Origin of the sequence: Paenibacillus sp. FSL R10-2796 (assembly GCF_037965315.1) — a bacterium.
GTDB classification, from domain to species: Bacteria; Bacillota; Bacilli; order Paenibacillales; family Paenibacillaceae; genus Paenibacillus_AQ; species Paenibacillus_AQ odorifer.
On sequence record NZ_CP150178.1, the window covers coordinates 4,071,754 to 4,097,030 of the forward strand.

The following is a 25,277-nucleotide window of genomic DNA, read 5'->3' on the forward strand; positions in this document are numbered from 1 at the left end:
ACTTGGAAGGTCACTTAGCGAGTGATTTGTTGTCTGACTTAGCCGTTAACTTGGTGTGTAGCTCAGTGGGTTACTCAGCGTGTGACTTGGTGTTACTAGTGTGTAGCTCAGTGGGTTACTCGGCGGGTGACTTGGTGTTACTTGGTGTGTAGCTCAGTGGGTTACTCGGCGGGTGACTTGGTGTTACTTGGTGTGTAGCTCAGTGGGTTACTCGGCGGGTGACTTGGTGTGTAGCTCAGTGAGTTACTCAGCGGGTGACTTGCTGTTACTAGTGTGTAGCTCAGTGGGTTACTCGGCGGGTGACTTGGTGTTACTTGGTGTGTAGCTCAGTGAGTTAATCAACGGGTGATTAGTTGTGTTAGTCAGTGAGGTGACTTAGCCGTTAACTTGGTGTGTGACTCAGTGGGTAACTCAGCGGGAGATTTGTTGTGTGACTTAGTAAGTCGTTTAGCGGTTGACTTAATGTGTGACTCAGTTAGTAACTTAGCCGTTAACTTGGCGTGTGACTGACTCAGTGTGTAACTTAGCAGTTGACTTGGTATGTTACTCAACAAATGACTTTGCATGGGTCATCAGATTAGATGTAGCGGGTGGCCTGACCCTACTATGACACCTGCCAAAAGTGACGTTTGTCGTAGGTTGGCTTTCATTTGCTGCCCCTTTATGCTGAAGCAATCTGCCAGGACTAAAAAACGCAGAGCAGTGATCCCCCCCTTAACGGGAGGATCACTGCTCTGCTATATTTACGCACTTTTTTAACCCAAGGACTCTGTCTCATTCAGCGAAAAATCTACTATTAGGAAGAGCTAAGCAATTATCAGCTGATCTTGTAATTCTTCTGCTCTGCTTTTTCAGCTTTCTGGATTCGAAGTCTAAATAGCTTCACTAAATTCTGACGCGTATGCTCTTCGTGACAGCTGTCCAATTTTTTAATGATAAACCGATCGATGGACATGTCAATCGCTCCTTTTAGATCATTCTGGAACTTATAGAGACAGGAAATTATTTCCTGTTCTCTTGTATCACCTATTAACCTTGTTTTCATTTTTTCAAACTCCTTAACCGCAAACAAATTTCAAGAACAAAAAAATAATTTACAAACAAAAGATTACATGCTATATTAAATATAGTTAATATTAAATACACACATGCAAGGGAGAAATCATAATGTCTAAAGTTCTATTTATTAAAGCAAACAACCGTCCAGCAGAACAATCCGTAAGTGTTAAGCTGTACAATGAATTCTTGGAGAGCTACAAACTCAACCACCCAGAAGATGAAATCACTGAGCTTGATCTGTTCGCAGAGCAACTTCCATACTACGACAATACCCTGATCACTGGTATGTATAAAGCCGCTCAAGGATACGAAGCAACACCTGAGGAAGCAGCTGGTGCCGCTATCGTTAATAAATATCTTAATCAGTTCATCGCTGCAGATAAGGTAGTATTCGGTTTCCCACTGTGGAACATGACTGTACCTGCTGTATTGCACACTTATGTAGATTACCTTTGCCAAGCTGGTAAAACATTCTCTTACACTGCTGAAGGTCCAGTTGGTCTTTTGACAGGTAAAAAAGCAATCGTTCTGAATGCAAGAGGCGGTATCTACTCTGAAGGTCCTGCTGCAAGTGCTGAAATGGCAGTAAACTTCATCGTTGGTAACCTTAACCTGTGGGGAATTAAAGATATTACACAAGTAATCATCGAAGGCCACAACCAACTTCCAGCACAATCCGCTGAAATCATTGAAAACGGATTGCAACTGGCTAAGGAAACTGCTGCATCCTTCTAAACCATAACCGTTTAGATTCAATTCAATAATGAAGGGCGCCCCTTAGCTTTCAAAAGCTAAGGGGCGCCCTTTTTCAATGTCTATGCCGTTATATCAATTCTTTTTAATATTCATCCAGCTCTTTACGCCATCCGTATCCTCTGGTTCTGGATGAACTCACTTTAGTGGAAGCTGCGCTTTTTCTCTTAAGCTTGGCTTCTTTATTATTTTGGTACAATACTTCTCGTTGTGTTTTTCGGTAGTTGAATAGTCTCTTCTCTTCCAGTTCACCTGTTTGGACTGCTTCCAGTACAGCACAGCCCTCTTCGCGTTCATGTCTACAGTTACTAAACCGGCACTTAGAAGCTAGACCGCTGATATCACTAAACGCTAGATCAAGACCACCTTCATCTTCCCAGAGCTGCAGCTCCCGCATCCCCGGTGTATCTACGATAATCCCCCCATCCGGCAAAACAAACAGTTCACGGTGGGTAGTAGTATGACGTCCGCGGCTATCCCCTTCTCTAACATCCTGCGTAATCTGAAGGTTCTTCCCGCATAGCCAGTTGACCATTGTCGACTTCCCACAACCGGAAGAGCCCGTAAGAGCTACTGTTTGACCCTCACCAATGTAAGGCAGCAGCTTCTCGCGTCCTTCATCTTGTATTGCACTAACAGCATGTACTGATACTCCGGGAGCCGCGCTCTCCATTTCAGCGATTTTACTGTCTGCATCAGGACAAAGATCCGCTTTAGTGAGTAGAATAACTGGATTTGCCCCACTATTCCAAGCCATGATCAGATATCTCTCCATCCGGCGAACATTAAAGTCATCATTCAACGCGCTGACCAGAAATAATGTGTCTACATTGGAGGCAACAATTTGCTCATCTTGTGTATTTCCTGCGACCTTGCGTGAGATCACACTCTGCCGAGGCAATACGCCATGTATGATTCCATGCTCGCCGCCATCTTGCATCGCCAATGCTACCCAATCTCCAATGGCAGGAAAATCACCCGAGGCTACAAATGTGTGTCTCAGCTTCCCGGCAAGCTCTCCCCACGTCTCTCCTACATCAGTTAACACCTTGTACTTACTGCCAAAGTCACCAACGATTCTCCCGGGAATAAATTGTTTATCCTCTGCATGACTCCACTTTTCATTCCATTTTGTACTCCAGTTTTCATTCCAACCATATTGCTTTATGCTATTCATTCATTTCCTCCTAAAAGATATGTTTATGTTTTTTCTTGCCCCTTGGCGTTTTCCGAGAACACAAAAAGCCGCCGGAAATAAAGACTCCGGCGGCGGTATATAGACATGTGGATTTATTACACCAAATCCAATCTTTCTACACACGCAAAAAAGCCACCGGACCCTATACGGTTCCCGGTGGCTCTAATAAGCGTAATTGAGCTTACCCGCTAAACTGCACGAATCAATTATTCGGCAGCAGCTGTTCCCGGAAGACACGTATCCACAACAGTTAAGTTCATTACATTTAAAACTGTCATAAAACATCGTCTCCTTCCGAAATTTAAGATGCTGTTATCATAATTGGTGCAGCAGTAAAATGTCAACCCCAAATTTTCCAGATTACAAAATAGCCTTTAATTCTTTCAGCTCACGGATCATTTTCCAAGGTTGGATGTCCAGCTGATCATCCCAAGGATGTTTCCTTTGCAGCCATATCCCTTCAAGGCCAGCCTTACCTGCACCCCAGATATCATTTATCGGATGATCCCCTATAAACAAGGTTTGATCCGCAGAGGCACCCAACCTGTCTAAAGCTAATTGATAAATCGCAGGATCAGGCTTCGCAATGCCAACTTCTCCAGATATAACAATAGCCTTGAAGTACTCTCGCAGGCCGAGAATATCAATTTTGGTGTTCTGGATTTCTTTTTTACCGTTGGTGACCAGCCCCAAAGTATATCCACGCTCCACGCAATACTCCAGAACCTCCAAAGCATGCTCCATGGCTGCACCATGATTGATGTAGCTCGCATCATAATACGCTCGGATATGTTCAGCCGACACAGGCTTTTCCCAAGGCAGGATCTCACTAAGTTCTAAGAAAAATCCGTCTTTATCACGGTAGCCATCAGCGTCTCTGTGGATCATATCCTCGATCACGGCCTGCGCTTCCGCAGGTTCAAGATGCCCAAGAAAATCCTGCACGAACTGAGTGCTAAAGCTGCGAAATGTATAGTCGCGATCCATTAAAGTATTGTCCAGATCAAATAAAATAGCTTGTACTTCCTTCATCAAGCAATTCCCCTTACATGCTGTTAATTTTCAAACCTAACCTACAGAATGTAATTGTACTATGCCTTTAGAGACAAAGAAAAGACTATTCAACAAAAAGGATTTGTGGCTTCCATTTTACTGAACAGTCTTTGTGAAGATTCATATCTACGTCATTCCTTTACTCGAAATGCTCTGCCCGATGGGTCAGCATCATTTCTTCATCCGTAATATACAGCGGAAAAGGAGGTGTTTCTTTTAGATAACTTTCTGTAGATAACAACCGATAATGAACCTCTGGCAACCAGGTGTCTTCAAGCAGCGGTAGCTTGCCTGTATCACTAATATAACTGTCTACAGCAGCCTGAACTAAATCCAGATAATACGGTACTAACTTGTCTTCTTCCTCGAAAATTTCATAGGTCTCTCGAGACATATAGAAATTCCGTTCGGGTATTCCACCCAAATAACGTTTCAGACGACTCATATCGATTCTTTTGTCCTCTAAGATTAATGCTGTTCTATTAATAGGTCCAGGCATATCTTCTTCGAACTTTCGAATCGCCTGTTTCACTTGAGGTAATGTGACGGTTACATGATCTGATTTGGGTTGCTTTTTTGTGCGTTTAAATAACATAACGAAAGTCTCCTTTCTAAATATGTCTCAGATAACGCTTACAATTCCATTTTATTCGAAATTCGAATAATTAATCAGTACATTTCAAATCGACACAGAATGTTAATATTTAAAAGATCATTATTTGACATATTCCCACCGAGTCCATACTTCTCGAGGATTTAGTTCATACTTGTCCTTCTCACGATACATAAACTGATGCATGATGAATTCACGACGAATAGTGGCAAAATCTTCATGAAACTGCTTAATAAACTCATTGATTTCCTTTTCCGTATAAACAACACCTGGCTCTAGCTTCTCAACCATGTATTGAAGCGCTATCAATTTCTTCTTGTATTGTGCGGGAATTTGCCGCAGCCGGCCATCTTTAGAGAAAAAATTACGAATTACAGTATCCTGAAGACTATTCTCAGGCAATTGCTCTTCCATATTCTCAGCTCCTTTCGAAAAAATAAATTGCAGTGAAGCTTCAGCCCCATTATTGATAAACTCCGGATTCAACTTAAAGTAAACTGTATTTTTGTCGCGTCTTTCCTTTATTAGAGCCGCTTCACGTAATTTAGCCGCATGATGAGTGACTGTAGGCTGCGATAAATTCAACTTCTCAGCCAGCGCTTGCCCGTGCATTTCTCCTTGGGACAGAAGCAACAATAAGCGAAGACGCGTTGGATCAGCTAAAGCTTTATGATAACTCACGATTTTCTCCAACTGCACTGGGTTCACGCTCCTAGAATTTCACAATACATTGATACATTAGATATATATCTAATTATATAATAATCAACGTTGTTCTTGCAATGGTTATTATACTCAATCTGCTCTTATGGAAAAATTCATGAATTTAGGGTAGGATTTAAAGAAAAGATAGTAACAATCAGGAGGTAACCCGCTTTATGAAAGATGTCATTATTATCGGTGCAGGTCCTTGCGGCCTCTCGGCAGCTATTGAATGCCAACGCCAAGGTTTGTCCAGCCTTATCATTGAAAAAAGCTTTATTGTGCACTCCATTTATTTGTATCCAACAAATATGCAATTTTTCAGTACGGCTCAGTTATTAGAAATCGGGGATATTCCTTTCACTTCGACCAACGACAAGCCTTACCGTCATGAAGCGCTTGTCTATTATCGCCGAGCCGCCGAGCAATATGGTCTAGAGATCGCCGCTTATGAAGAAGCTTTATCCATTGAGCCGCTTGAAGATGGAACCTTTGCCGTACATACGTCAAATATGCGTGGTGAGCATCAGAAACGTATCACTGCAAATGTAGTTATAGCAACAGGTTATTTTGATCAGCCGAATATGATTGGCATTCCAGGTGAAGAACTACCTAAAGTTACTCATTATTTCGGTGAAGCCCATCCTTACACGGGAATGAAGGTAACTGTAATTGGCGGCAGTAATTCCGCAGTAGATGCAGCACTGGAGCTTATGCGTGTAGGAGCTACGGTAGATATGGTATATCGTGGTGAAAGCATCTCAGAGAATATTAAACCTTGGGTTCGGCCAATCTTTGAAGGCATGGTGCAAAAAGGGAAAATCACTCTGCACTTAGGCGCGCGTGTCACTGAAATTACTGCAAGCTCAGTAATTGTTACGGATCATAAGGGGGACAAAAAAGCATTGGATAATGATTTCGTTCTTGCCTTGACTGGCTTCCGTCCGAGCCGTACCCTCCTCACTTCAGCGGGTGTGATCATGGATGACGACATGGATAAGCCTGCTTTTAACACCTCTACCATGGAAAGTAATGTTCCAGGATTGTATGTTGCTGGAGTAATCGCCTCCGGCCGCAATGCTAACGAAGTGTTTATTGAGACCGGAAGAGGGCATGGTAAGCTTATTGCAGATCACATTGTGTCAAAAGAAAGTTCTAATCCTAAGGAGTTGAAACATTAAGATGGACATGACCTCTTTGCTTTTGCTTGGACTTGCAGCGCTTGGAATTATCAGCAGCAATTCCCCTGTAACAATAGCAATGGTCGTCCTATTATTGCTAAGAGTACTTGGCTTACAGCAAACTTTTCCTTGGCTAGAAAAATACGGTTTAACCATCGGGATTATCATCCTGACCATCGGGGTCATGACCCCATTAGCCAGCGGCAAAATATCGCTGCAGACAGTCGGTCAATCCTTCTTGCACTGGAAGTCCTTGCTTGCTATCGCTATCGGCATTCTTGTCGCTTTTCTTGGAGGCCGCGGTGCTACGCTCATGACCAACCAACCCACAGTTGTTGCAGGTCTACTGATTGGCACGGTGATCGGGGTTGCGTTATTTAAAGGCGTTCCGGTCGGTCCGCTGATCGCAGCCGGCATTTTATCACTTATGATCGGCAAAATGTAATAGAACAGCACACAAAAAAGACCGCTTTTGGCGGTCTTTTTTGTGTGCCTTTTATAGAAGCCACTACATCACTATTCCTCCACCTGAGAAATGGACTGCGGAATTTGCTGCACCGCTCTTTTTTCAACGACTAATAAATCTTCAACGCCATACTCTGTCTTAATTTTCTGCAACTGCTTCAAAGCCTCTTCTTCTGTATTAAAATATCCTGCTTCCACGAGATATAAGCCTTTCTCATCCTTTAACATCCGCACATCCTCTAACCCATATAACATTTCTTCAGCCATACCCAGCGCCTCACCAGAAGGCTGTGAGACCGTTCTTAACGAATATACAGAGCCCCCTTTTACTTCGTCTCCTTTCTCTTTTAACGTAATCACTACCTGTGCTGGCTCTTTATATTCCTTTACCTCATAAGCAACCGAGTCCGTAAGCGTGACATTGAACCGAATAGCCGAATCATCTAGTGTAATTAGTGGATAAGCATCCTGAACATATCGGCTTTGTTTTAATGTCTCCAGATCTTTGACTGCTGAGAATTTTCTGGCCCCACTTACTGTAATCGTCATTGTTGCCGGATTTTCCGTAAACTTTACGTTATATGAGCTTGCTAACTGTTGTGTTTCATCTGGATTTGCAAAATTCAAAATCAATTGATCGCTATTCTTCAATTGTTTCACCGAAATAAAGTTCACATCTACTCCATCCTGAATGGTTCCACCGCCTGCACTTCCTTCCGTAAATTGCAGAACACTGACCAGCTTACCTAGAACCGGTATTTGATCCATACTACTCGCAAAAGCAGGAACCGTATTTACACCCACCGTAAAAGAAATCAATACAGCCGCAGCTACTGATCCTGTCCATTTCAAGGCACGTTTTGAAGAACTATTTTTCTGTTTATAGATTTTCCCTCTTTCAATTCCTTTACGAGAAGCGAATGATAGTTCTTTAGGAATTTCAATCTCATTATAGGCTTGCTGTAGACGTTCTAGTTGCTTATCCAAAGTACTCACTCTCCTCCATACTTATTTTTAATTTTTCCAAACCTCTATAAATAACGGTTTTGACACTGCTCAGGGGCATATCGAGAACTTCTGCAATTTCCTTTATGGGCAAGTCCTCCAAATATCTCATCACAATCACCATTCTTGATTTTTCATCAAGGCCGCTGAGCGCTTCATGCAAGTCCATAACTTCTTCCCTAGATTTCGGAGCATAGCTGCCTCCCAGCTCTTGATCTATATACACGATTTTTTTAGATTTACGGATAAAGTCCAGCGCACAGTTGACAGCGATCTTGGTGAGCCAAGTTTTAAAATATTGCGGTTGCTTCAATTTATGAATGGAGATATAGGCTTTGAAGACGGTCTCCTGCACAATCTCCAGCGCATCCTCTTGATTCCGCACATAGGAGTAGGCCATTCGGTATAAACGCTCCTGCATGCCGTCAATAAGCGCAGTAAAGCTGTCTTCATCACCTGCTATCGCCTTTTCCTCAAGCGTGGTTTTATTCACGTTCCTCACTTCCTTTCATGATGTTTATAAGCTTTAGACGCACATGATCTCCGAAAAGACTCAGATTCCGTTTAGAATTTTTGCCATAGTATAAGTTACTGTGTGCCGCCACCCTGATTGGAATTCAAAAAAAGTGGCCTTCTCTTTCGAGAGGACCACTAAGGTGTTCAAGTATTTTCCCAAAAAATATTAAGCGTCTAAATGCTGTACGTTAAATAATCGCGCATAACTACCCTCTATCGCCATCAGCTGTTCATGCGTACCCCGTTCAGTAATTTCACCATTCTCAAGTACGACAATCTGATCCGCATGTGTAATCGTTGACAGTCTATGCGCTACAATTAGTGTAGTACGTTCCGAAGAAAGAGACTGCAGCGCTTGTTGAATTAAATGCTCCGATTCCAGATCCAGCGCCGAAGTAGCTTCGTCAAATATAAGAACCTTCGGATCCTTGAGAAATACCCTTGCGATAGCAACCCGCTGCTTCTGTCCTCCGGATAGCTTAACACCACGTTCTCCCACTTCTGTCTCATAACCCAGTGGCAGCTGCTCAATAAAATCATGCGCATTGGCAGCTTTTGCTGCTGAAATGACCTCTTCTTCCGTGGCATTAGGATTACCGAACAAAATATTCTCACGCACAGATCCGCTGAATAGGAAATTATCTTGCAGGACCATGCCGACAGACCTTCGCAAGCTTTCCTGTGTTAATTCCTGTATATCATAACCATCCATTTGGAGGCTGCCTTTACTGATGTCATAGAATCTCGGGATCAAGCTTATAAGGGAGGACTTTCCTCCACCGCTCATTCCGACGAACGCAATGGTCTGTCCGGGCTGAATACTCAGATTAATATCTTTTAAGACCCAATCATTCTCTTCGTTATATTTAAACCATACATTCTCAAAAGCAATCTCACCACGTGCATCCTTTAGCACTTTTGCTCCCGGCTTGTCTACAATATCATAAGGCTCATTCAGCAGCTCAAGCACCCGTTCAAGAGAAGCAGAGGCTTGCGTAAGCACCGTCGAGGAATTAATCAATCTCCGCAGCGGGGAATACATCCGGTCCAGATAGCCAAAGAAAGCTACAAAGGTACCTACTGTCAAATTGCCATGAATGACCTGATAACCACCATATCCGATGACCAAAAGAGGTGCTATATCCGTTAATGTATTAATAATTGCGAAGGTCATAGCATTCCAGCGGGTTTGCGCCATCGCTTTTTTAAGAAAGTTACCGTTGATGTCCTCAAACTGCTTCTGATCCACTTTTTCCATCGTAAAGCTGCGGATGATTGATATCCCTTGAATCCGTTCATGGAGATAACCTTGAATGCCAGCCAGAGCTTGGGAACGATCTTTCGTTAACAGCTTAAGCCGCTTATACAATTTGTTAACTGCAATTGCGTAAAAAGGTAATACCGAGATAGACACGAGCGCCAGCACCGGATTTAAATAAAACATAAATCCCAAAGCAAAAACTAGTGTGAACGTGTCGAGCCATACATTCATCATGCCGACTTCGACCAAATTTTTGGTCTGCTCAACATCGTTAATAAATCTGGAAATGGCTTCTCCCACCTTGGTATTCTGATAATACCGCAGTGACAGCCGCTGTAAATGACTGTAAAGCTTATTTCGCATATCGAACAACACTTTACTTGTGATAAGCTGAGCAAAGTATTGGCGATAGTACTCTACGGGCCCTCTTACGATAACAAATAAAATTAAGGCACCACCCAGAATAAGCATCAAATGTGATACCCGTTCCTCAATCCCCATGCTCGGGTTCATTAGCAGGTCATCGACCACGTATTTCAGAATCATTGGCAGTGTTAGCGGAATACTGAATTTGATCATGCCGATAAACAGCGTAAACACAATCAATTTCATATAAGGTCGTACAAAAGTAAAATATGATTTCCATTGCTTCACAGGAATATTCTGTCCCTTCTCTTTAGTGAGTTGCTAAGTACAGTTGACTTTTGCTCTCTACAGTGTTTTTATAATTTTAGATCATAAGTACAATTGCAGTACCGAACTTCAGGAGGATAACGATGTCTAGACAATTTGTGACGGAAGCCGTCATGATGGCGATTTACGGCCAGCTTCTCGTATCGAGCAGCCCTGTAGAATATATAGTGCCTTATACTACCGTGATGGAACTATACGAACTGCGAGACAGCGATGATCCGTTGATGAACCGTCCGGACGACGACAAGCATGTTAAGTTGAAGATTAGCGAGCTCATTGCTTATTTTGAAGAACCGCTCAACGCGAAGAAGATCAACCGCTGTTTAGCTGTGCCTTGGGCGAAAAGCTCAGGTATTCTCCTTGGCGGGCAATCCAAAATCACCATCATTAACAGTATGGATACCGCTGCCTACGGTGAGATGTTCGATCCCATCGAAACAGAGCTTCTGCTGTCCTCACAACGTGAGAAAGTACCTATCCTAACGGATCAATTTGAATTGATTCAACGGATCATCGAGGGTGGAGTTCCAGTTCAGGTGTACGATATTGACGACTTCGACTTCGCTCTGGAGGAAGAAACCTCTCGCAATTTGCACTGATAACACCTATGTATCTCCAACTGGAATACCCTCATTTTAAAGACAGCATTTGAAAAGCCCCTGCCTTTTGGCAAGGGCTTTTCCTGATTAAAATAAACAATCATTAAGACAACTATACCTGCACTTCACCGGATACCGGCTTTGGTTCGTACTTATATTCAATGTCATCCTCTGACTCAGAGTATACGATAGATAGGTCATAACCTTCCATATACCACAAGTCCTGCTCCTCCATGTAGAACACAATATCATCCTGTTTGACCTGAATAGCAGGACGCCCAGGTGCTTCTGTAGCAATGCCCAGCGAAAAACCGGGGTGAAGTCCACCTCCCGAGCTATAACGGGGAAATAAACGAATATAGTCTCCATTCTTAAGGTCCAATTCTCTCTTAAACCAAGCTGCCGCTGCTTGACTAATTTCCATGTTCATTTCTCTCAGCTCCTTTGTATATTCTAATCATAACGAAAATAAGTCGATATTCAAACAACTTTATGCAATTAATGATTTCCCAATCCATTTAAAATTAAGTTTGACAAATTCGCGAACCGGATGATAAACTCTGAACATAACTAAACGTCTTCTAGTTATTACCAAATTAATGAAAGGGGTGAGCGCGGTGTTTACGAAGTTACAGCCATATTATTTTACTATTGTTGGAATTTTTACTCAACCGAATACCGAAGCAGCCCAAGTGATTAAGCCATCCTGAAGTTTTTGCGAGTCTTATGGACCGTATAACTTTAGTTCTTGAAGGTCTCTCACATGCTTGGTGCTGTAACGCACCGTGCGCATGATAGCTGTAAATTACAGGCATATCGTCCGTTTTCGGATGATATGCCTTTTTTGTTTGCTGAAGAGATAATCACTTGCGCTTTTATCAGCATCACAAGCAATCATTACAACCTGAAAGGAAGGGATTTACTTGTTCTCTGTTCTTCGCGATCTCGGCTGGTTTTTTCGCCGAGAAAAAAGGCGTTACCTGATTGGACTCATATTACTCATAGGTGTGGGCGTTCTTGAATTACTCCCTCCACGTCTGCTAGGCAATGCCATTGACGACATAGTACGCGGTTCGATTACTACAGCTTCGCTTGCCAAATATATCGGCATGATATTCATTTTGCTGCTAGTTATTTATTGGATTACCTACATATGGATGCACAAACTTTTCGGAGGTTCCAACCTTGTTGAGCGCCTGCTGCGCTCCCGATTTATGAATCATCTTATGACTATGACACCTTCGTTCTTCGAAAAAAATAGAACTGGTGACCTCATGGCCCGGGCAACCAATGATATCAGAGCCGTCTCAGCTACCGTAGGATTCGGGATGCTTACACTGGTGGATTCTACAATCTACCTCACGGTTGTGCTGTTTGCGATGGGCTTTCTCGTGAGTTGGAAATTGACCCTTGCAGCAGTATTACCATTACCCCTAATTGCAATAGCTATGATTTTTTATGGTAAAGCTATTCATGATCGGTACAGCTTAGCGCAGGATGCATTCGGAGATATGAATGACCAAGTGCTCGAATCTGTCTCTGGTGTGCGCGTAATCCGTGCTTATGTCCAAGAGCGTCTTGATGAAAAACGTTTCTCGGATATTACTGAAGATGTTTACAACAAAAATATGGCCGTAGCTCGTGTCGATGCTTTCTTCGAACCAACCATCCGCTTCTGCGTCGGACTCAGCTACATTATTGGTCTTACTTATGGGATATACCTTGTATTCCGCAATCAGATCACACTGGGTGATCTAGTCTCCTTTAATATGTACCTCGGTATGATTGTATGGCCGATGTTCGCTATTGGAGAATTGATCAACATTATGCAGCGTGGTGGAGCTTCCCTCGAACGTATCGACGAGACGTTAAACTCCAAACCCGATGTTCAAAATGCTGCCCATCCCGTTCAAGTTCCCCACCCTACTCGAATCGAGCTTAACGATGTGACTTTCCGTTATCCTTCTTCGACGATAGACAATCTAACCCATGTCAACCTAACCCTGAACCAAGGGCAGACATTAGGTGTAGTCGGGCGTACAGGAAGCGGGAAATCTACACTGCTCAAACAATTGCTCCGCGAATATCCGACAGGTAATGGAGAAATCCTTATCTCTGGCGTGCCTATTCAACAGATTTCCCTGGATCAGCTGCATAGCTGGATGGGTTATGTTCCACAAGAGCAAATCCTTTTCTCCAAATCCGTTCGGCAAAACATTCAGTTTGGTCTAGACAACGCCGATGACGATACGATTATGCAAGCCATTACAGCTGCCGCTTTCCAGAACGACCTGGGCACATTGTCCGATGGTCTGGATACTCTGGTGGGTGAACGTGGTGTATCCCTCTCCGGTGGACAAAAGCAACGTGTCTCTCTGTCCAGAGCTTTTATCGCTAATCCAGATATTCTTATTCTGGACGATGCCTTATCAGCCGTTGACGCTCGTACGGAAGCTCAGATTATCGACAACATCCGAAATGAACGTGCCGGAAAAACCACATTAATCTCTACTCACCGTCTCTCTGCCGTCCAACATGCCGACATGATTGTTGTACTGGATAACGGACAAATTGTTGAGCGAGGTACACATCAGGAACTATTGGATTTGAATGGCTGGTACCGTGAGCAATATGATCGGCAGCAAGTCGAAAATAACTTATCGAATGATTAAACTACAACCATAAATAAACGAGCTACGACTACGCAAAACATTTTAGGAGGTGTCACGGTTGACACAAAGTACAGGCAAACGCCTGCTGGAATATGCATTGACCGCAAAGAAAACCTTTATCGCAGCCCTTCTGCTGCTTTCAATCGGGGTAGCGGCAGAGCTGGCAGGTCCATTTATAGCCAAAAGCATGATCGACAATCACATGCTGGCCATCGAGAAGCCCTATTTCAGCACCACGTCTCCCGATAAGGCGGCTGAATATAACAATAATTTATACAAACGCGGCGATCGCTTTGAGCCTGGTGAAACTAAAGGCCAAGAAATTCGTGTCCTTCAAGCAGGGAGAAGTTTCTATTTTATTAACGAAGCTGTAACACAGCCTGACGGTGAACGAAAGTTCATCGATGGAGAGATGCATATCACCCGTGGTGATAACGAAGTTATCTATCCCGCGGTTAAGCTGTCGGCCGATGAGCTGTTCGCTTTTTACAAACCCGAGCTTCCTGGAATCTATCAGTTGGTCGGAATGTATGCTATTTTTCTTGTAATCTCCATCTTTGCTGAATTCGGAAAAACCTACTGGCTGCAATCTTCGGCGAATCAGGTAATCCGGAAGCTGCGGACAGATGTATACGCGCATATCCAGCGACTACCCGTTCATTTTTTTGACAATTTGCCTGCTGGTAAGGTAGTGTCGCGGGTTACAAATGATACCGAGGCGATTAAGGATCTATTCATTGCCGTCCTCTCCAATTTCAGCACCGGTATTATCAATATAACTGGCGTATATATCGCTCTGTTCTTACTTGATGTCCGTCTGGGTCTGATCAGCTTGTTCATTGTACCTATTCTTGTGTTATGGATCGTGCTCTATCGCAAAATTGCGACCAAATACAATACGATCATTCGCTCACGTCTAAGTGAAATTAACGCCATTATTAATGAATCGATTCAGGGGATGTCAATCGTCCGGATATTCCGCCGTCAGAAGCAGCTTAGTGCAGAATTTGAGAACCTGAACGATGATTACTTGAAATATCAGAATAAAATGTTAAATCTGAATGCTTTCACGTCCCACAATCTGGTGAACTCACTTCGCAGTCTCTCTTTTGTGATGGTGCTTTGGTATTTCGGACATGGCAGTATTACTGGTTCAACCTTTGTATCCTTAGGCGTTCTGTATGCCTTTGTCGATGTGCTCGGACGTTTGTTCCAGCCTATCACAGGTATGGTGAACCAGTTGGCGAACCTGGATACTTCTATGGTATCTGCAGGACGTGTGTTTACGCTTATGGATGAACCTGGAGAGAATGTTACGGACGGCTCCATGCCACGCTACAAAGGGAAAGTGGAATTTAAGAATGTATCTTTTGCTTATAAAAAAGACTACGTCCTGCGCGATATCTCCTTTGAAGCACGCCCGGGTGAAACTGTCGCTCTTGTAGGTCATACGGGTTCCGGCAAAAGCTCAATCATCAATCTGCTGTTCCGGTTCTATGATCCACAAAAAGGCGATATTACGATTGACGGTCAAAAGGTTACGGATATTCCGAAGCAGTGGCTGCGGAATCACATGGGCATCGTGCTGCAGGATCCGTACCTCTTCACGGGCACCATTGCTTCGAACGTCAGCCTAGGGGATGAACGAATTTCCCGTGAACGGGTAGAACGTGCTTTGCGTGAGGTTGGTGCGGATAAGTTACTCGCTCATCTTCCACAAGGATTTGATGAACCTGTCATCGAAAAAGGAAGTACTTTATCTGCGGGTCAGCGGCAATTGATTTCTTTTGCGAGAGCTCTCTCCTTTGACCCAGCTATTCTCATTCTAGATGAAGCTACCTCCAACATCGATACAGAAACGGAAAGCGTCATTCAGGATGCGCTGGAAGTTCTCAAAAAAGGACGCACCACTTTCATCATCGCTCACCGCTTATCCACGATTCGCAGTGCAGATCAGATTCTAGTCCTGCATCACGGAGAGATCGTAGAACGCGGCAGCCACGATGAACTGATGGCGCTTGGCGGAAGATACTTCCGTATGTACCAGCTGCAAGTAGGTGCCGCTGCTAACAGCTCTGACGATAACGCTGGCGCAAGCAACCGTCCAGCACTCGGAAACTTGCAACCCTCTCTTGAGAAAATGTAATTTACAACCCTGAGTCACTTCATTGTGATTCAGGGTTTTTTCCTGCTTGATCTTAGAACAGATGTTCTGTATTATGGAAATTAATACATAACCTTGGAGGAGCAAACGATGCTTACTTATAATTTGACTAAGAAACAAGCCAGGCTTTTTATGCTATCTCATCAAAAGTTAACTGCTGGAGCTATCCCTTCTGGAAAACTTAGTATTTATGACTATGTTCGTCACGTAGGCTGCATCCAATATGACCCCCTTAATATCGCTGGCCATAATCATGAGCTGGTCCTCCAGGCACGGATTCCGGGATTTACGCCAGAACTGGTCCAAGAGCTTCTGTATGAAGACAGACTGCTCGTTGATGGCTGGGACAAGAACATGTCAATTTATTGTACAGAGGATTGGCCTTATTTTAAGCGGAGAAGAACAGCTGCTGCCTCCCACCATCAGGCTAATGAGCCTGTAATGGTCGCTGTAGCACAGGTTCGTGAAGAGCTTCAGAAGCGTGGCCCCCTCTCCTCTCTGGATTTAGACGGAAAGGAAAAAGTAGATTGGGCTTGGGCTCCGACAAGATTATCACGAGCTGCAATGGAAAGCATGTACTTTTGGGGAGAGATTGTTGTCCACCATCGTGTACATACCCGGCGATATTATGATTTCGCTGAACGTTTGTTACCCTCAGAGCTGCTGAGTTCAGCCGATCCAAATGTCACGGAAGAACAATTTCATGATTGGTATGTGTTACGTAGAATAGGAAGTATCGGCTTGTTATGGAATAAATCTGGAGACGGATGGCTGGGCATATCCGGACTGAAGAGCAAAGAGCGTGCGGCGGCGATTCAGAGATTGCTGGAGAAGGATAGTCTCAGAAAAGTTTGGGTCGAGGGGATTAAGGTTCCGCTTTATATCCGCAGTATAGATGCTCCAACCTTGGAGTCTGTGATACTGCAAGAATCTGAAGAGATTGGGCTTCAACCACGTGATTCATTTGCGGCCGTTTTGGCTCCGCTGGATAATTTGTTGTGGGAACGTGAGCTGGTTCGGCAATTATTCGGATTTCATTACCGCTGGGAGGTCTATAAGCCGGCAATAGAACGAGAATATGGTTACTATGTACTGCCTATATTATATAATGATCGTTTTGTTGGCAGATTTGAACCGGTGATGGATAAGAAGAGCCAAACATTGAATATTAACAATTGGTGGTGGGAACCTGGAGAAAGCCTAACACCGGAGATGATTCCGGCATTAGGCGAAGCTTTAACTGCACTCTCTCGCTGTGTTAGAGCTTCTTCGGTTCATTTTAGACCAGAGGTTGTAACAGCTTGCGGATTAGAAGGATTATTACAATAAGTTTTCCTCCTCTAATCCAAGTTTCGTGAACATCTCTGTGCAGTAGCCTTGCAGTTTAACTTCAAGTCTACTTGCTTTATTTTTAAAACGTTTCAGCTCCCGAATCATTTTAGCCCTTCCGGCAGGCGTAAAGGTTTCCTGTATACGCTCTTTAAAGTAATCATGAACGATGTAATTACGTTGTTTCCACACTTCCTCCAACTGAGCGGTTTCTTGCTCCGAGAAAGGAAAATGATGTTGGATTTCTTTGATGAGTTGGCCGAGTGAATTGCTGAGTTTTCGCTGATAAAGGTCTGTCAGATCTGCTTCTGTTGGCGTTTTTCCTTGTGATAGCTTAGTAAGCAATAGCAAGTTGGTAAGCTGCTGCTCGAGGGCCTGTCCATAATAAACTGCCAGTCCAAAATAGGCGAATAACTCTTTTGATTGTTCACTCTCAGGTACATATGTATCCTTCATCTTTTCCCCCACTTCTGTATCCTTGTTCCTTTTATCTATACAAGTTATGTTTTGTTGTAATCCCTCTGTCTTGATCTGTACAAATAAAAACCGATAAGCAGTGTTATATATACTAATGCTTGTGCAAAGGAACCTAACAACTCCGCTAATGACAATGTATCAGCTTTCATCATGGCCTCCATTACAGGAGTTACTGGCGGCAACAACCAGATCAAAAAATGAAATATACCAGGCAAACTTTCGCTGATTTGTGCTCCGCCCAGTGATAGTATAACGATAGCTAACAACATACCTGTCGCATGACTGCCTTTTTGAACCCAAGAAGATTGAAAGAATAGGGCAATAGCCACACCAAGCATACCCAATAATCCATGTCCTATGAGCGCGAGAATTAACCGATATCCCCCGGGTGATTCTGCAAAATGACCCGTTACCCAAGGATAAAGGACAATCAATAGATCTAGCAGCAGCGTTAGAAATGCAAGCGTTAAGATACCACCTGCACTATGTTTAGCCGCACTTCGCATGTGAACAACTGCAATCTGCCGATGAACAGCGTGCTCATGATTCAAAAAACTAAGACTCATCCAAGCGCAGCTTATAAAGAGCATTACTGCTGTAGCGGCATAGCTATTCATAACTGGATTGGGCTTATAAGAATACAATATCAAGACTGCAATCACAATCCCTGCTAACGGGCCGAAATAACGCTGAGATCGAGTATAACTTCGCAGCATGTAAACGATAAACGGATACACGTAAGACCCCCTGTTCAACTCCTAGGATTCATCCATTTTTCTAAGTCATGCGATCCTCCGCGAGGTTCTACCGATTGTATTGAACCACCCGACTCCAAGATAACCCGCAAAAAAGTATCTGATTCTGAACTTGTTACTGTCAACGCCGTACGTTCTATGTTACAACTATCCTTAAACGTATTTATTGAAATGAAACCTGCCATTTCCTTCAATTGCTGCAGTTTCTGAATCGACAGATTAGACAATAGTATGTATGTAGAGGGTTTTATGTTTAGCTTCTCTGACCCCTGAATTGACTTTACAATTTTCCCTTCATGTATCACATGAACCTGATCCGCAAGCAATTCAATCCATTGGGGTTCATGTACAGAGAAGACTATAGCAGTCCCCTTATTTCTCAAAACGATGAGAAGATCAGCTAACTTATTCATTGAGGGGAGATCAAGGCCCGACATAGGTTCATCAAGAAGCAGCAACGAGGGACTTCCCAACAAGCTTTGAATCAAATTAATTTTTTGCAGCATTCCTTTGGAGAAATTTAGCATCGACTGCTTGCGAAAGTGCTCCAGTTTAAAAAGTTGAAATAACGTTGTTAGCTCCTGTTCGATCAGGACTGGCGCAAGGCCGCTAATCTGACCCATACTTCGTAAGTACTGTTCTGGGGTCAGCTTCAACCCTGGAAACATCTCAGGTGCATAACCAATTCTCAGATTTGGATCCTTACAACTCAGCTTTCCTGAGGAAATGTGGACAAGTCCAGCTAAGATTGACAACAGGGTACTTTTGCCGGATCCGTTTCGTCCGATCAGAGCAGTTACAGTTCCCTTTTCAATAGTGAACGATACATCCTCCAATACGGGTCGGCGTCCATACTGTTTACTGATCTGCTCTAATTCAATTAGGGAAGTAGCAACACCTATACTACCGCCGGCAAAGTTACGATCTACTAAGTTCGCCACTTAACATTCTCCCTTCATATCTACTGTTAATTCTCCGGTTCCCTACGAATTTCCTCTTCTAGGAATCAAAAAAAAGAAAGAACTGCCATAGCAGCCCTTTCTAAAATTTACTTTCAATCCAGTATTTCTCCCCTTTTTTTGTTTATTTTATATTCTGAGATAAAATCTCATCGGCTTGAAGGCGGAACTGTTCGGCAGCTTTTTCAGGAGTGATTTTGCTGAACATAAGCAGATCATATAATTGACGTAATACGCTAGTTACTTCTGAAGCACCCACCGGATCCGGTGGATCCATCGGACTGCTATTCTGCTCCACCCAGTCAATATATTCAAAAACCTGTGCAAGCTCTGGCTCTAGAAATGGCTTCATCTGCTCTTTAATAGCTGAGGACACCGGGACGCCACGTTCTCCCTTAAGCACTTTATTAGCTTCCAGATTATTGACAAAGAAATTAATGAATTTTGCTGCTTCCTCCTTTTGCTTAGAGCTTTTTGAAATCGAAAAAAACATCCCTGGTTTCAAGAATAAGCCGCGATCATTGTGCGGGCCTGGCATGGTGGCTAAAGCCAGCGGTTTTCCGTAACGCTGAACAGTGCTAATAAACTGATTAGAATATCCCCAACCCAGCAATGCTTCCCCTTTGTAAAAAGGGTCTTGATCCGGTTTGTTAACATCTAACGTCCAGATATCAGGTTCGAAAATCAGTTTTTCCTGCATCAGACGCTGCATACGTCCGAAATACTCTACAAACAAGCGATCATCGCTATAGCCAAGGGTTATTCCATCTTCCGAGAACAATGACGCTCCATTCTGCCGTAAATAATAAGCAAAAAACTGTTCTGGCGTCAGATAAGTTCCCAGATAAATTCCTTTCCCCTGTTCCTTTAAAGTAACGCCGATCTGCTCAAAATCCTCCCAGCTCCAATCCGTCCCTGGAGGCTCAATTCCCTGCTCCTTAAAAACTTCTGGATCATACACACTGTACAAAGCATTAATCCCTAGATTAAAACCATATAGTTGCTCACCTAGTTTACCTCCGGCAAGATTGTTGTCGCTGATGCTGCTCGTATCTATAAGTCCGCTCTTAATATAAGGTGACAAGTCTTGCAATAAATTCAAAGTTCCATATTGCGAAAGGTAAGAGATATCCATTTGGATAATGTCTGGAAGAACATTGCCTGCTGCACTAGGTGCAAGCTTTTTCCAATACTCATTAAAGGCGCTGTAATCATATTCAATTTTCACCAGAGGATTCTGTTGTTCATACATTTGGATAACCTGAATTGTAGCGTTATTCCGGAAGTCACTTCCCCACCAGGCAATCCGGAGGTTAATTTTTTCTACTGCATTCTCTGGTGGAAGGTCCTTTTGTTGCCCGCAGCTTCCGAGAGTTGTAATCATGCATAGCAGTGCCAAGCTAAGTATGAATCTGCGCATCACCTACACCTCCTGCGGGAACGGCAAAAGAACACTGACTTTTGTTCCAAACCCAACCGTACTCTCAACATAAATGCCATATTCCTCACCGAAGGCAAGTCTGACCCGGTCACGGATGTTAAGCAAGCCAATACCTGTGCCTCTAGTCTCTACTTCCCCATTTAGTAATCGTTTGAGGAAATCTGCTTCCATTCCGGGGCCACGATCCTCAACTACAATCGCTAGCTTGCCATCAAATGGTTCAGCATATAATAGAATTTGACAAGGTTCAATCATCGTCTCAACACCATATTGAATAGCATTCTCCAACAGCGGTTGCAGGGTTAGCTTTGGAATAGAGACAGTATTAAAGACCTCTGGAATCTCCATATGAAAATCCAAACGTTTCTGAAACCGATAATTCTGAATAGTGATATAATGCTTCACAATTTCTAGCTCTTGCGCGACTGTGATTACATTTTGTTTCAAGCTGATCGATGACCGAAGAAGAAAAGCAAGCGAGACAACCATGCTCGAAATCTGTGCATGTTCACTTTTTTTAGCTAACCAGTGGATCGAATCCAGTGAGTTATAGAGGAAATGAGGATTAATCTGCGCTTGCAAAGCCTTAAATTCTGTCTCTTTTATAATCAGCTGGTTGGCATAGTTCTCTTTGATCAATGTGTTAATCTGTGTTATCATCTGACGAAATGTCCGTTGTAATAACCCCACCTCATCCATTTGCTGAAGTGGAGGAGCCATCAGCTTAGTATCCATACTGTCCAGATCTCCATATTGAACCTCTTTCATTTGACTGATCAGCGAGCGAATCGGTTGTGTCAGATTACGGGCAAAGCTCATCCCTAGCGCAATTATAATCACAATCGCAATTCCAAATACAATGATCATTGTATTCTTCAGCCAAATGGTTTTTTCAAAAATATCATTATAAGAAACATAGTTGTAGTAAGTCCATCCAGAGTAGGAAGATTGCTTCTGTGATACAAAGGCAACTTCTCCATTCATCTCTTTGATTTCGTATCCAGCCCCTGATTTTAAAGGTTGTAAAACCGCTGTTACACCGTCCGCCACTTTCCGATAAGGATAAACCAGTTCCTGACCTGCTTTCAAAATAATATCGCTGTCTTCTGCGGCCACACCAGCGTAATCTTGGGCTAACCTCCCTATATTAATGCGTAAATAGAGCGTGCCCAGCTTATCTAGCGTCATTGGATCATAAGCTCTCACTTCTCGGACCATGACCAGCATCGGATCTGAATCGTCAGGATACAACCAACGTACAGCACCATTCCCCGCTTCTGCCTCTCGGGTCATTCGTGCCGATTTCTCCTCTGTGAACAGAATCGTCTCTCCGTATCTGCTGACCTTCCCTTGGGAATCGATCAAATGTACAGACTGAATGTAACGTTCGTCCATACTGATATGCGTCCATAACCGATCAGCAATCATCTGCCGTGTAACATATCCAGTAAAATCGGAATCATCTTTGCGCAATTCCTTAAGGCCTTCTTGAATTTGCCGATCAGCAATCATCGTCAAAGTCATGGATTCCAGCTTTTTAAGCTCCATATCAATCGTAGTCGAAGACAAATTAAGCAGCCGATACGACTTGTCATAAAGCTGCTTGTCATAAATAGAGTAGGCATAATATAAAGAACCGAACGCCATGGATATAATCAGAATCAGTATCAGAACAATCATCAGGAACACCTTCATTTTAATACTCAAATTCCGATAAACTTTCATCCGGGCTCTCCTTTGTCACTGTAATATAACTTGTATACCACATTATGGATAACCCGGATAGTCTTCTTAATCCGCTTATTTAGCCATGTAACGGTCATACGCAGCCTGATGGATTTTTATAGCTTCTTCAATGCCCATTCCTTTGATCGTATCCACCATTTTTTCAAATTCTGAGATTGGTTTCTGGCCATTAATGATTGCTGTCATCGTTTCATTCAGATACGTGTTGACCTGACTCATAATGGAAGTGCTTTTGCTGGCTTCGTCAACGCTCAAACGAAACGGAGGAAGCGTCAAATCAGAGCTAGCCTTCATCCAAGAAGCATTAGCCTCTCGTTGCCCCTCATCGAACAATAAAGCATCCAAATAACGGCTATCCTGATTGATGGGTCCATCCATAATCGAAAGCGCATATGAGGCTAACGCTTGATCGTAAGTCAAACCTTTAGGATTGTTGGTAATGACATCTGTGAATTTTATTCCTTCTCCTTCCTTCACATAGCTCTCACCTTCAATTCCGAAGTTGAACAATTCATGTCCTTGTGGGCTGTAATTGAAATCCATCCATTGGACAATATCCTTCAGTTTATCCTTATCCGCTCCGGTAGTGATTGCTTCACCATACGTCAATACTTTATTGTTCATATTAAAAGTAGCATAAGCTGTTCCGTTAGGAGAAACCGGCCAAGGTACACCTGTAAGATTAAAGTTCGGATCGGTATCGCGCATCAGGTTGAAGAATTTGCCCATACCGCTAAAGACACCACCGCCATAAGAACCGGCTAAATTATTCGTCACTTTATAATCAAAGGCTTTGCCATCGTTGGTCATAATTTCCGGATCAATAAGCCCTTCCTTATACCATGTGGCCATCGTTTCCAAGAAGCTTGAATAACCTGGCTGAATCGGCCCGTATTCGACCTTATCCCCATTCATCTGAAAACCGCCGATTACCCCAAACCCTGGTGAGAAATCGTGCAGCTTCGTCAGGTCACCAGGACCCCAGTTTCCAGTGAACGGCAGCTCATCGGCCTTCCCGTTGCCATTAGGATCTTTTTCTTTAAACGCTTTCAAAACAGTATGCCATTCCTCAATGGTGGTCGGCGGCTTCAGTCCCAGCTTATCGAGCCAATCCTTGCGCATAATCAACCCTGAAGTGGCATTCAGCTTCAGCGCATCCAGCTTCAGAAGAGGGAACATATAGATCGTTCCATCATCCAGTGTGATTTGTTTTTTTACATCCGGGTCGGATTCAATGATTTTGCGAAGATTCGGTGCATATTGTTCTATCAGCTCATTTAAACGGATAATTCGGCCATCCTCAATTAATTTCTCCGGCCCACCAACCGCATCCGCCCAATTATAATAAATGACATCTGGAAGCTCTTTCGTAGAAATCAACAGGTTGAACTGATCCTTCTGCTGTCCAAGTGGTGGGTGCGTAAACTTCACTTTGATGCCAGTCAACTCTTCTTTCTTTTTATAGCTGGCCATATCACCAAAACTCTCCAAAGAAGCGGTAAGCTTACCATCATTGGCACGCCAGTAATTAATCGTCATTCCGTCTTTTGTAATTGGCAGTGGAATTTCTGTCAGCTTCTCCACCGGCGTATTAGTTGCGGTAGTATTCCCCTTATGATCTCCCGCCTTATTACCCGCACTAGTTCCATCATTATTGCCTGAACAGCCAGCCAGCATTGTAGAAAGAAGGACGGAACTTAACATCATGGCCCCTATTTTTCTTTTCACCCAAAATCGCCTCCATAAATAAATGTTATTTATTGTTTCACGGCACCGATTAAAGCGCCTTGAACAAAATATTTCTGGATAAACGGATACACCAGCATGATTGGTAACGTTGAGATTATGATAGTGGCGTATTTGATGTTCTCACCGATAGCGAAGCCTGTATCTACCCCAGCTCCCATTGACTCTGTACTGCTGCTAATCAGAATATCCCGCATTACAATTTGAATCGGATAGAGATCCTGACTGCGCAAATACAGCATCGGGGCTACATAATCATTCCAATGGTCAACCGCATAATAAAGAGTCATAACCGCGAGAATAGATTTGGACAGTGGCAGTACAATTCGGAATAAAATCAAGATATCATTAGCTCCGTCAAGCTTCGCCGACTCGATCAAGCTGATCGGTATTCCCTCAAAGCTAGTTTTCATTATCAAAAAATAAAAAGTACTAATCGCTCCAGGTATAATCATCGCCCAGCGGGTATCGACCATCCCGAGGTTCTGAATGAGCAGAAAAGTCGGGATCATCCCTCCGCCAAAAAACATCGTGAATGTGATTAACTTCATCAGTGTTTTTCTACCGAAAAGATCTGATCTGGACAAGGAATACGCTGCGATTGATGTCATCAATAAATTAACGATTGTCCCAACAGTTACATAAAAAAGTGTATTTAAATATCCACTATAGATTTTCGAATTTTGAAATACCGCTTTGTAAGCTTCGAGCTGAAAGCCTTCAGGCAGCAGCATTAATGACCTGGAACGCAGCAGTTCGTTCGGATCACTCACAGAGGAATTCAGCACATACAGGAGCGGATAAATCGATACAGCCATGATGCCTAACAACAGCAACACATTAATACAGTCAAAGATACGTTCACCTGCCGAACGTCGCATAGGTTCACC

At 43.3% G+C, this 25,277-nt stretch carries 23 protein-coding genes; 7 read left to right on the plus strand and 16 right to left on the minus strand.

What is annotated here, in order from left to right; translation table 11 throughout:
• Positions 1 to 817: 817 nt before the first annotated feature.
• On the minus strand, positions 818 to 1,045 hold the full coding sequence (locus NST58_RS18515) for a hypothetical protein (RefSeq protein ID WP_038571602.1): 228 nt from the start codon (positions 1,043 to 1,045) through the stop codon (positions 818 to 820).
• Positions 1,046 to 1,167: 122 nt separating this feature from the next.
• Between NST58_RS18515 and NST58_RS18520 the strand changes: the two genes are divergently transcribed.
• Entirely contained in the window at positions 1,168 to 1,794 is a 627-nt protein-coding gene (locus NST58_RS18520) for an FMN-dependent NADH-azoreductase (RefSeq protein ID WP_076128352.1), read from the plus strand.
• Between the two features lie 103 nt (positions 1,795 to 1,897).
• On the opposite strand, the gene rsgA is transcribed toward NST58_RS18520, so the two are convergent.
• The 4 genes from rsgA to NST58_RS18540 all read right to left on the minus strand — a co-directional run bounded on the left by rsgA (position 1,898) and on the right by NST58_RS18540 (position 5,375).
• The gene (gene rsgA / locus NST58_RS18525) at positions 1,898 to 2,989 is read right to left on the minus strand and encodes a ribosome small subunit-dependent GTPase A (protein WP_076133795.1); all 1,092 of its coding nucleotides are present in this window, start codon (positions 2,987 to 2,989) and stop codon (positions 1,898 to 1,900) included.
• A 381-nt stretch (positions 2,990 to 3,370) separates the two neighbouring features.
• Complete coding sequence (locus NST58_RS18530; protein ID WP_339187323.1) at positions 3,371 to 4,042, minus strand: HAD family hydrolase; 672 nt, start codon at positions 4,040 to 4,042, stop codon at positions 3,371 to 3,373.
• A 160-nt stretch (positions 4,043 to 4,202) separates the two neighbouring features.
• A complete protein-coding gene (locus tag NST58_RS18535) occupies positions 4,203 to 4,658 on the minus strand; it encodes a DUF3939 domain-containing protein (RefSeq protein ID WP_036688004.1) in 456 nt (151 codons plus the stop codon).
• A 120-nt stretch (positions 4,659 to 4,778) separates the two neighbouring features.
• On the minus strand, positions 4,779 to 5,375 hold the full coding sequence (locus NST58_RS18540; protein ID WP_036688006.1) for a metalloregulator ArsR/SmtB family transcription factor: 597 nt from the start codon (positions 5,373 to 5,375) through the stop codon (positions 4,779 to 4,781).
• Positions 5,376 to 5,554: 179 nt separating this feature from the next.
• Here NST58_RS18540 and NST58_RS18545 point away from each other — a divergent pair, with 179 nt between their 5' ends.
• Both NST58_RS18545 and NST58_RS18550 read left to right on the plus strand, forming a co-directional pair.
• Positions 5,555 to 6,559: a YpdA family putative bacillithiol disulfide reductase gene (locus tag NST58_RS18545; RefSeq protein WP_339243758.1), complete on the plus strand. Its 1,005-nt coding sequence runs from the start codon at positions 5,555 to 5,557 to the stop codon at positions 6,557 to 6,559.
• Position 6,560: 1 nt separating this feature from the next.
• Entirely contained in the window at positions 6,561 to 7,004 is a 444-nt protein-coding gene (locus NST58_RS18550; RefSeq protein WP_036688009.1) for a DUF441 domain-containing protein, read from the plus strand.
• A gap of 71 nt (positions 7,005 to 7,075) precedes the next feature.
• Here the strand turns inward: NST58_RS18550 and NST58_RS18555 are convergent, their stop codons facing one another.
• From NST58_RS18555 to NST58_RS18565, 3 genes are all read right to left on the minus strand, one after another.
• Positions 7,076 to 8,011: a DUF4179 domain-containing protein gene (locus tag NST58_RS18555; RefSeq protein ID WP_076128342.1), complete on the minus strand. Its 936-nt coding sequence runs from the start codon at positions 8,009 to 8,011 to the stop codon at positions 7,076 to 7,078.
• The gene (locus NST58_RS18560) at positions 8,004 to 8,522 is read right to left on the minus strand and encodes a sigma-70 family RNA polymerase sigma factor (RefSeq protein ID WP_076128340.1); all 519 of its coding nucleotides are present in this window, start codon (positions 8,520 to 8,522) and stop codon (positions 8,004 to 8,006) included. The genes NST58_RS18555 and NST58_RS18560 overlap by 8 nt, the downstream gene beginning before the upstream one ends.
• 189 nt (positions 8,523 to 8,711) lie before the next feature.
• Entirely contained in the window at positions 8,712 to 10,460 is a 1,749-nt protein-coding gene (locus NST58_RS18565) for an ABC transporter ATP-binding protein (protein WP_339243760.1), read from the minus strand.
• A gap of 122 nt (positions 10,461 to 10,582) precedes the next feature.
• On the opposite strand from NST58_RS18565, the gene NST58_RS18570 reads away from it, so the two are divergent.
• Positions 10,583 to 11,098, plus strand: a complete 516-nt coding sequence (locus NST58_RS18570; protein ID WP_036688017.1) for a hypothetical protein — start codon at positions 10,583 to 10,585, stop codon at positions 11,096 to 11,098.
• A gap of 112 nt (positions 11,099 to 11,210) precedes the next feature.
• Here the strand turns inward: NST58_RS18570 and NST58_RS18575 are convergent, their stop codons facing one another.
• Positions 11,211 to 11,528 (minus strand): HesB/YadR/YfhF family protein, encoded by a 318-nt coding sequence (locus tag NST58_RS18575; protein ID WP_036688019.1) that lies wholly within the window; start codon positions 11,526 to 11,528, stop codon positions 11,211 to 11,213.
• A 493-nt stretch (positions 11,529 to 12,021) separates the two neighbouring features.
• Here NST58_RS18575 and NST58_RS18580 point away from each other — a divergent pair, with 493 nt between their 5' ends.
• The 3 genes from NST58_RS18580 to NST58_RS18590 all read left to right on the plus strand — a co-directional run bounded on the left by NST58_RS18580 (position 12,022) and on the right by NST58_RS18590 (position 17,263).
• The gene (locus tag NST58_RS18580) at positions 12,022 to 13,770 is read left to right on the plus strand and encodes an ABC transporter transmembrane domain-containing protein (protein WP_076184456.1); all 1,749 of its coding nucleotides are present in this window, start codon (positions 12,022 to 12,024) and stop codon (positions 13,768 to 13,770) included.
• A gap of 58 nt (positions 13,771 to 13,828) precedes the next feature.
• Positions 13,829 to 15,916, plus strand: a complete 2,088-nt coding sequence (locus NST58_RS18585) for an ABC transporter ATP-binding protein (protein ID WP_076184457.1) — start codon at positions 13,829 to 13,831, stop codon at positions 15,914 to 15,916.
• Between the two features lie 108 nt (positions 15,917 to 16,024).
• Positions 16,025 to 17,263: a winged helix DNA-binding domain-containing protein gene (locus NST58_RS18590; RefSeq protein WP_339243764.1), complete on the plus strand. Its 1,239-nt coding sequence runs from the start codon at positions 16,025 to 16,027 to the stop codon at positions 17,261 to 17,263.
• Here NST58_RS18590 and NST58_RS18595 read toward each other — a convergent pair.
• The 7 genes from NST58_RS18595 to NST58_RS18625 all read right to left on the minus strand — a co-directional run bounded on the left by NST58_RS18595 (position 17,255) and on the right by NST58_RS18625 (position 25,268).
• Positions 17,255 to 17,719, minus strand: coding sequence for a hypothetical protein (locus NST58_RS18595; protein ID WP_038571625.1), 465 nt, complete (start codon positions 17,717 to 17,719; stop codon positions 17,255 to 17,257). The genes NST58_RS18590 and NST58_RS18595 overlap by 9 nt on opposite strands.
• Positions 17,720 to 17,763: 44 nt before the next feature.
• The gene (locus NST58_RS18600) at positions 17,764 to 18,477 is read right to left on the minus strand and encodes a hypothetical protein (RefSeq protein ID WP_076128327.1); all 714 of its coding nucleotides are present in this window, start codon (positions 18,475 to 18,477) and stop codon (positions 17,764 to 17,766) included.
• Between the two features lie 14 nt (positions 18,478 to 18,491).
• A complete protein-coding gene (locus NST58_RS18605) occupies positions 18,492 to 19,436 on the minus strand; it encodes an ABC transporter ATP-binding protein (RefSeq protein WP_076128324.1) in 945 nt (314 codons plus the stop codon).
• A 142-nt stretch (positions 19,437 to 19,578) separates the two neighbouring features.
• Complete coding sequence (locus NST58_RS18610) at positions 19,579 to 20,874, minus strand: extracellular solute-binding protein (protein WP_339168200.1); 1,296 nt, start codon at positions 20,872 to 20,874, stop codon at positions 19,579 to 19,581.
• Positions 20,875 to 20,877: 3 nt separating this feature from the next.
• Complete coding sequence (locus NST58_RS18615) at positions 20,878 to 22,620, minus strand: sensor histidine kinase (RefSeq protein ID WP_076128319.1); 1,743 nt, start codon at positions 22,618 to 22,620, stop codon at positions 20,878 to 20,880.
• Between the two features lie 75 nt (positions 22,621 to 22,695).
• Positions 22,696 to 24,369 carry an extracellular solute-binding protein gene (locus tag NST58_RS18620; RefSeq protein WP_076184461.1) on the minus strand — a complete coding sequence of 558 codons (1,674 nt, stop codon included), beginning with the start codon at positions 24,367 to 24,369 and terminating at the stop codon, positions 22,696 to 22,698.
• A gap of 29 nt (positions 24,370 to 24,398) precedes the next feature.
• The gene (locus NST58_RS18625; RefSeq protein ID WP_076128315.1) at positions 24,399 to 25,268 is read right to left on the minus strand and encodes a carbohydrate ABC transporter permease; all 870 of its coding nucleotides are present in this window, start codon (positions 25,266 to 25,268) and stop codon (positions 24,399 to 24,401) included.
• Positions 25,269 to 25,277 lie beyond the last annotated feature (9 nt).

Coding starts and splice junctions, on each gene's coding strand:
- NST58_RS18520 (WP_076128352.1), top strand. CDS start 1,168: ATGTCTAAAGTTCTATTTATTAAAGCAAACAACCGTCCAGCAGAACAA.
- NST58_RS18595 (WP_038571625.1), bottom strand. CDS start 17,719: ATGAAGGATACATATGTACCTGAGAGTGAACAATCAAAAGAGTTATTC.
- NST58_RS18535 (WP_036688004.1), bottom strand. CDS start 4,658: ATGTTATTTAAACGCACAAAAAAGCAACCCAAATCAGATCATGTAACC.
- NST58_RS18575 (WP_036688019.1), bottom strand. CDS start 11,528: ATGAACATGGAAATTAGTCAAGCAGCGGCAGCTTGGTTTAAGAGAGAA.
- NST58_RS18515 (WP_038571602.1), bottom strand. CDS start 1,045: ATGAAAACAAGGTTAATAGGTGATACAAGAGAACAGGAAATAATTTCC.
- NST58_RS18545 (WP_339243758.1), top strand. CDS start 5,555: ATGAAAGATGTCATTATTATCGGTGCAGGTCCTTGCGGCCTCTCGGCA.
- NST58_RS18550 (WP_036688009.1), top strand. CDS start 6,561: ATGGACATGACCTCTTTGCTTTTGCTTGGACTTGCAGCGCTTGGAATT.
- NST58_RS18625 (WP_076128315.1), bottom strand. CDS start 25,268: ATGCGACGTTCGGCAGGTGAACGTATCTTTGACTGTATTAATGTGTTG.
- NST58_RS18530 (WP_339187323.1), bottom strand. CDS start 4,042: ATGAAGGAAGTACAAGCTATTTTATTTGATCTGGACAATACTTTAATG.
- NST58_RS18610 (WP_339168200.1), bottom strand. CDS start 20,874: ATGCGCAGATTCATACTTAGCTTGGCACTGCTATGCATGATTACAACT.
- NST58_RS18590 (WP_339243764.1), top strand. CDS start 16,025: ATGCTTACTTATAATTTGACTAAGAAACAAGCCAGGCTTTTTATGCTA.
- rsgA (WP_076133795.1), bottom strand. CDS start 2,989: ATGAATAGCATAAAGCAATATGGTTGGAATGAAAACTGGAGTACAAAA.
- NST58_RS18570 (WP_036688017.1), top strand. CDS start 10,583: ATGTCTAGACAATTTGTGACGGAAGCCGTCATGATGGCGATTTACGGC.
- NST58_RS18615 (WP_076128319.1), bottom strand. CDS start 22,620: ATGAAAGTTTATCGGAATTTGAGTATTAAAATGAAGGTGTTCCTGATG.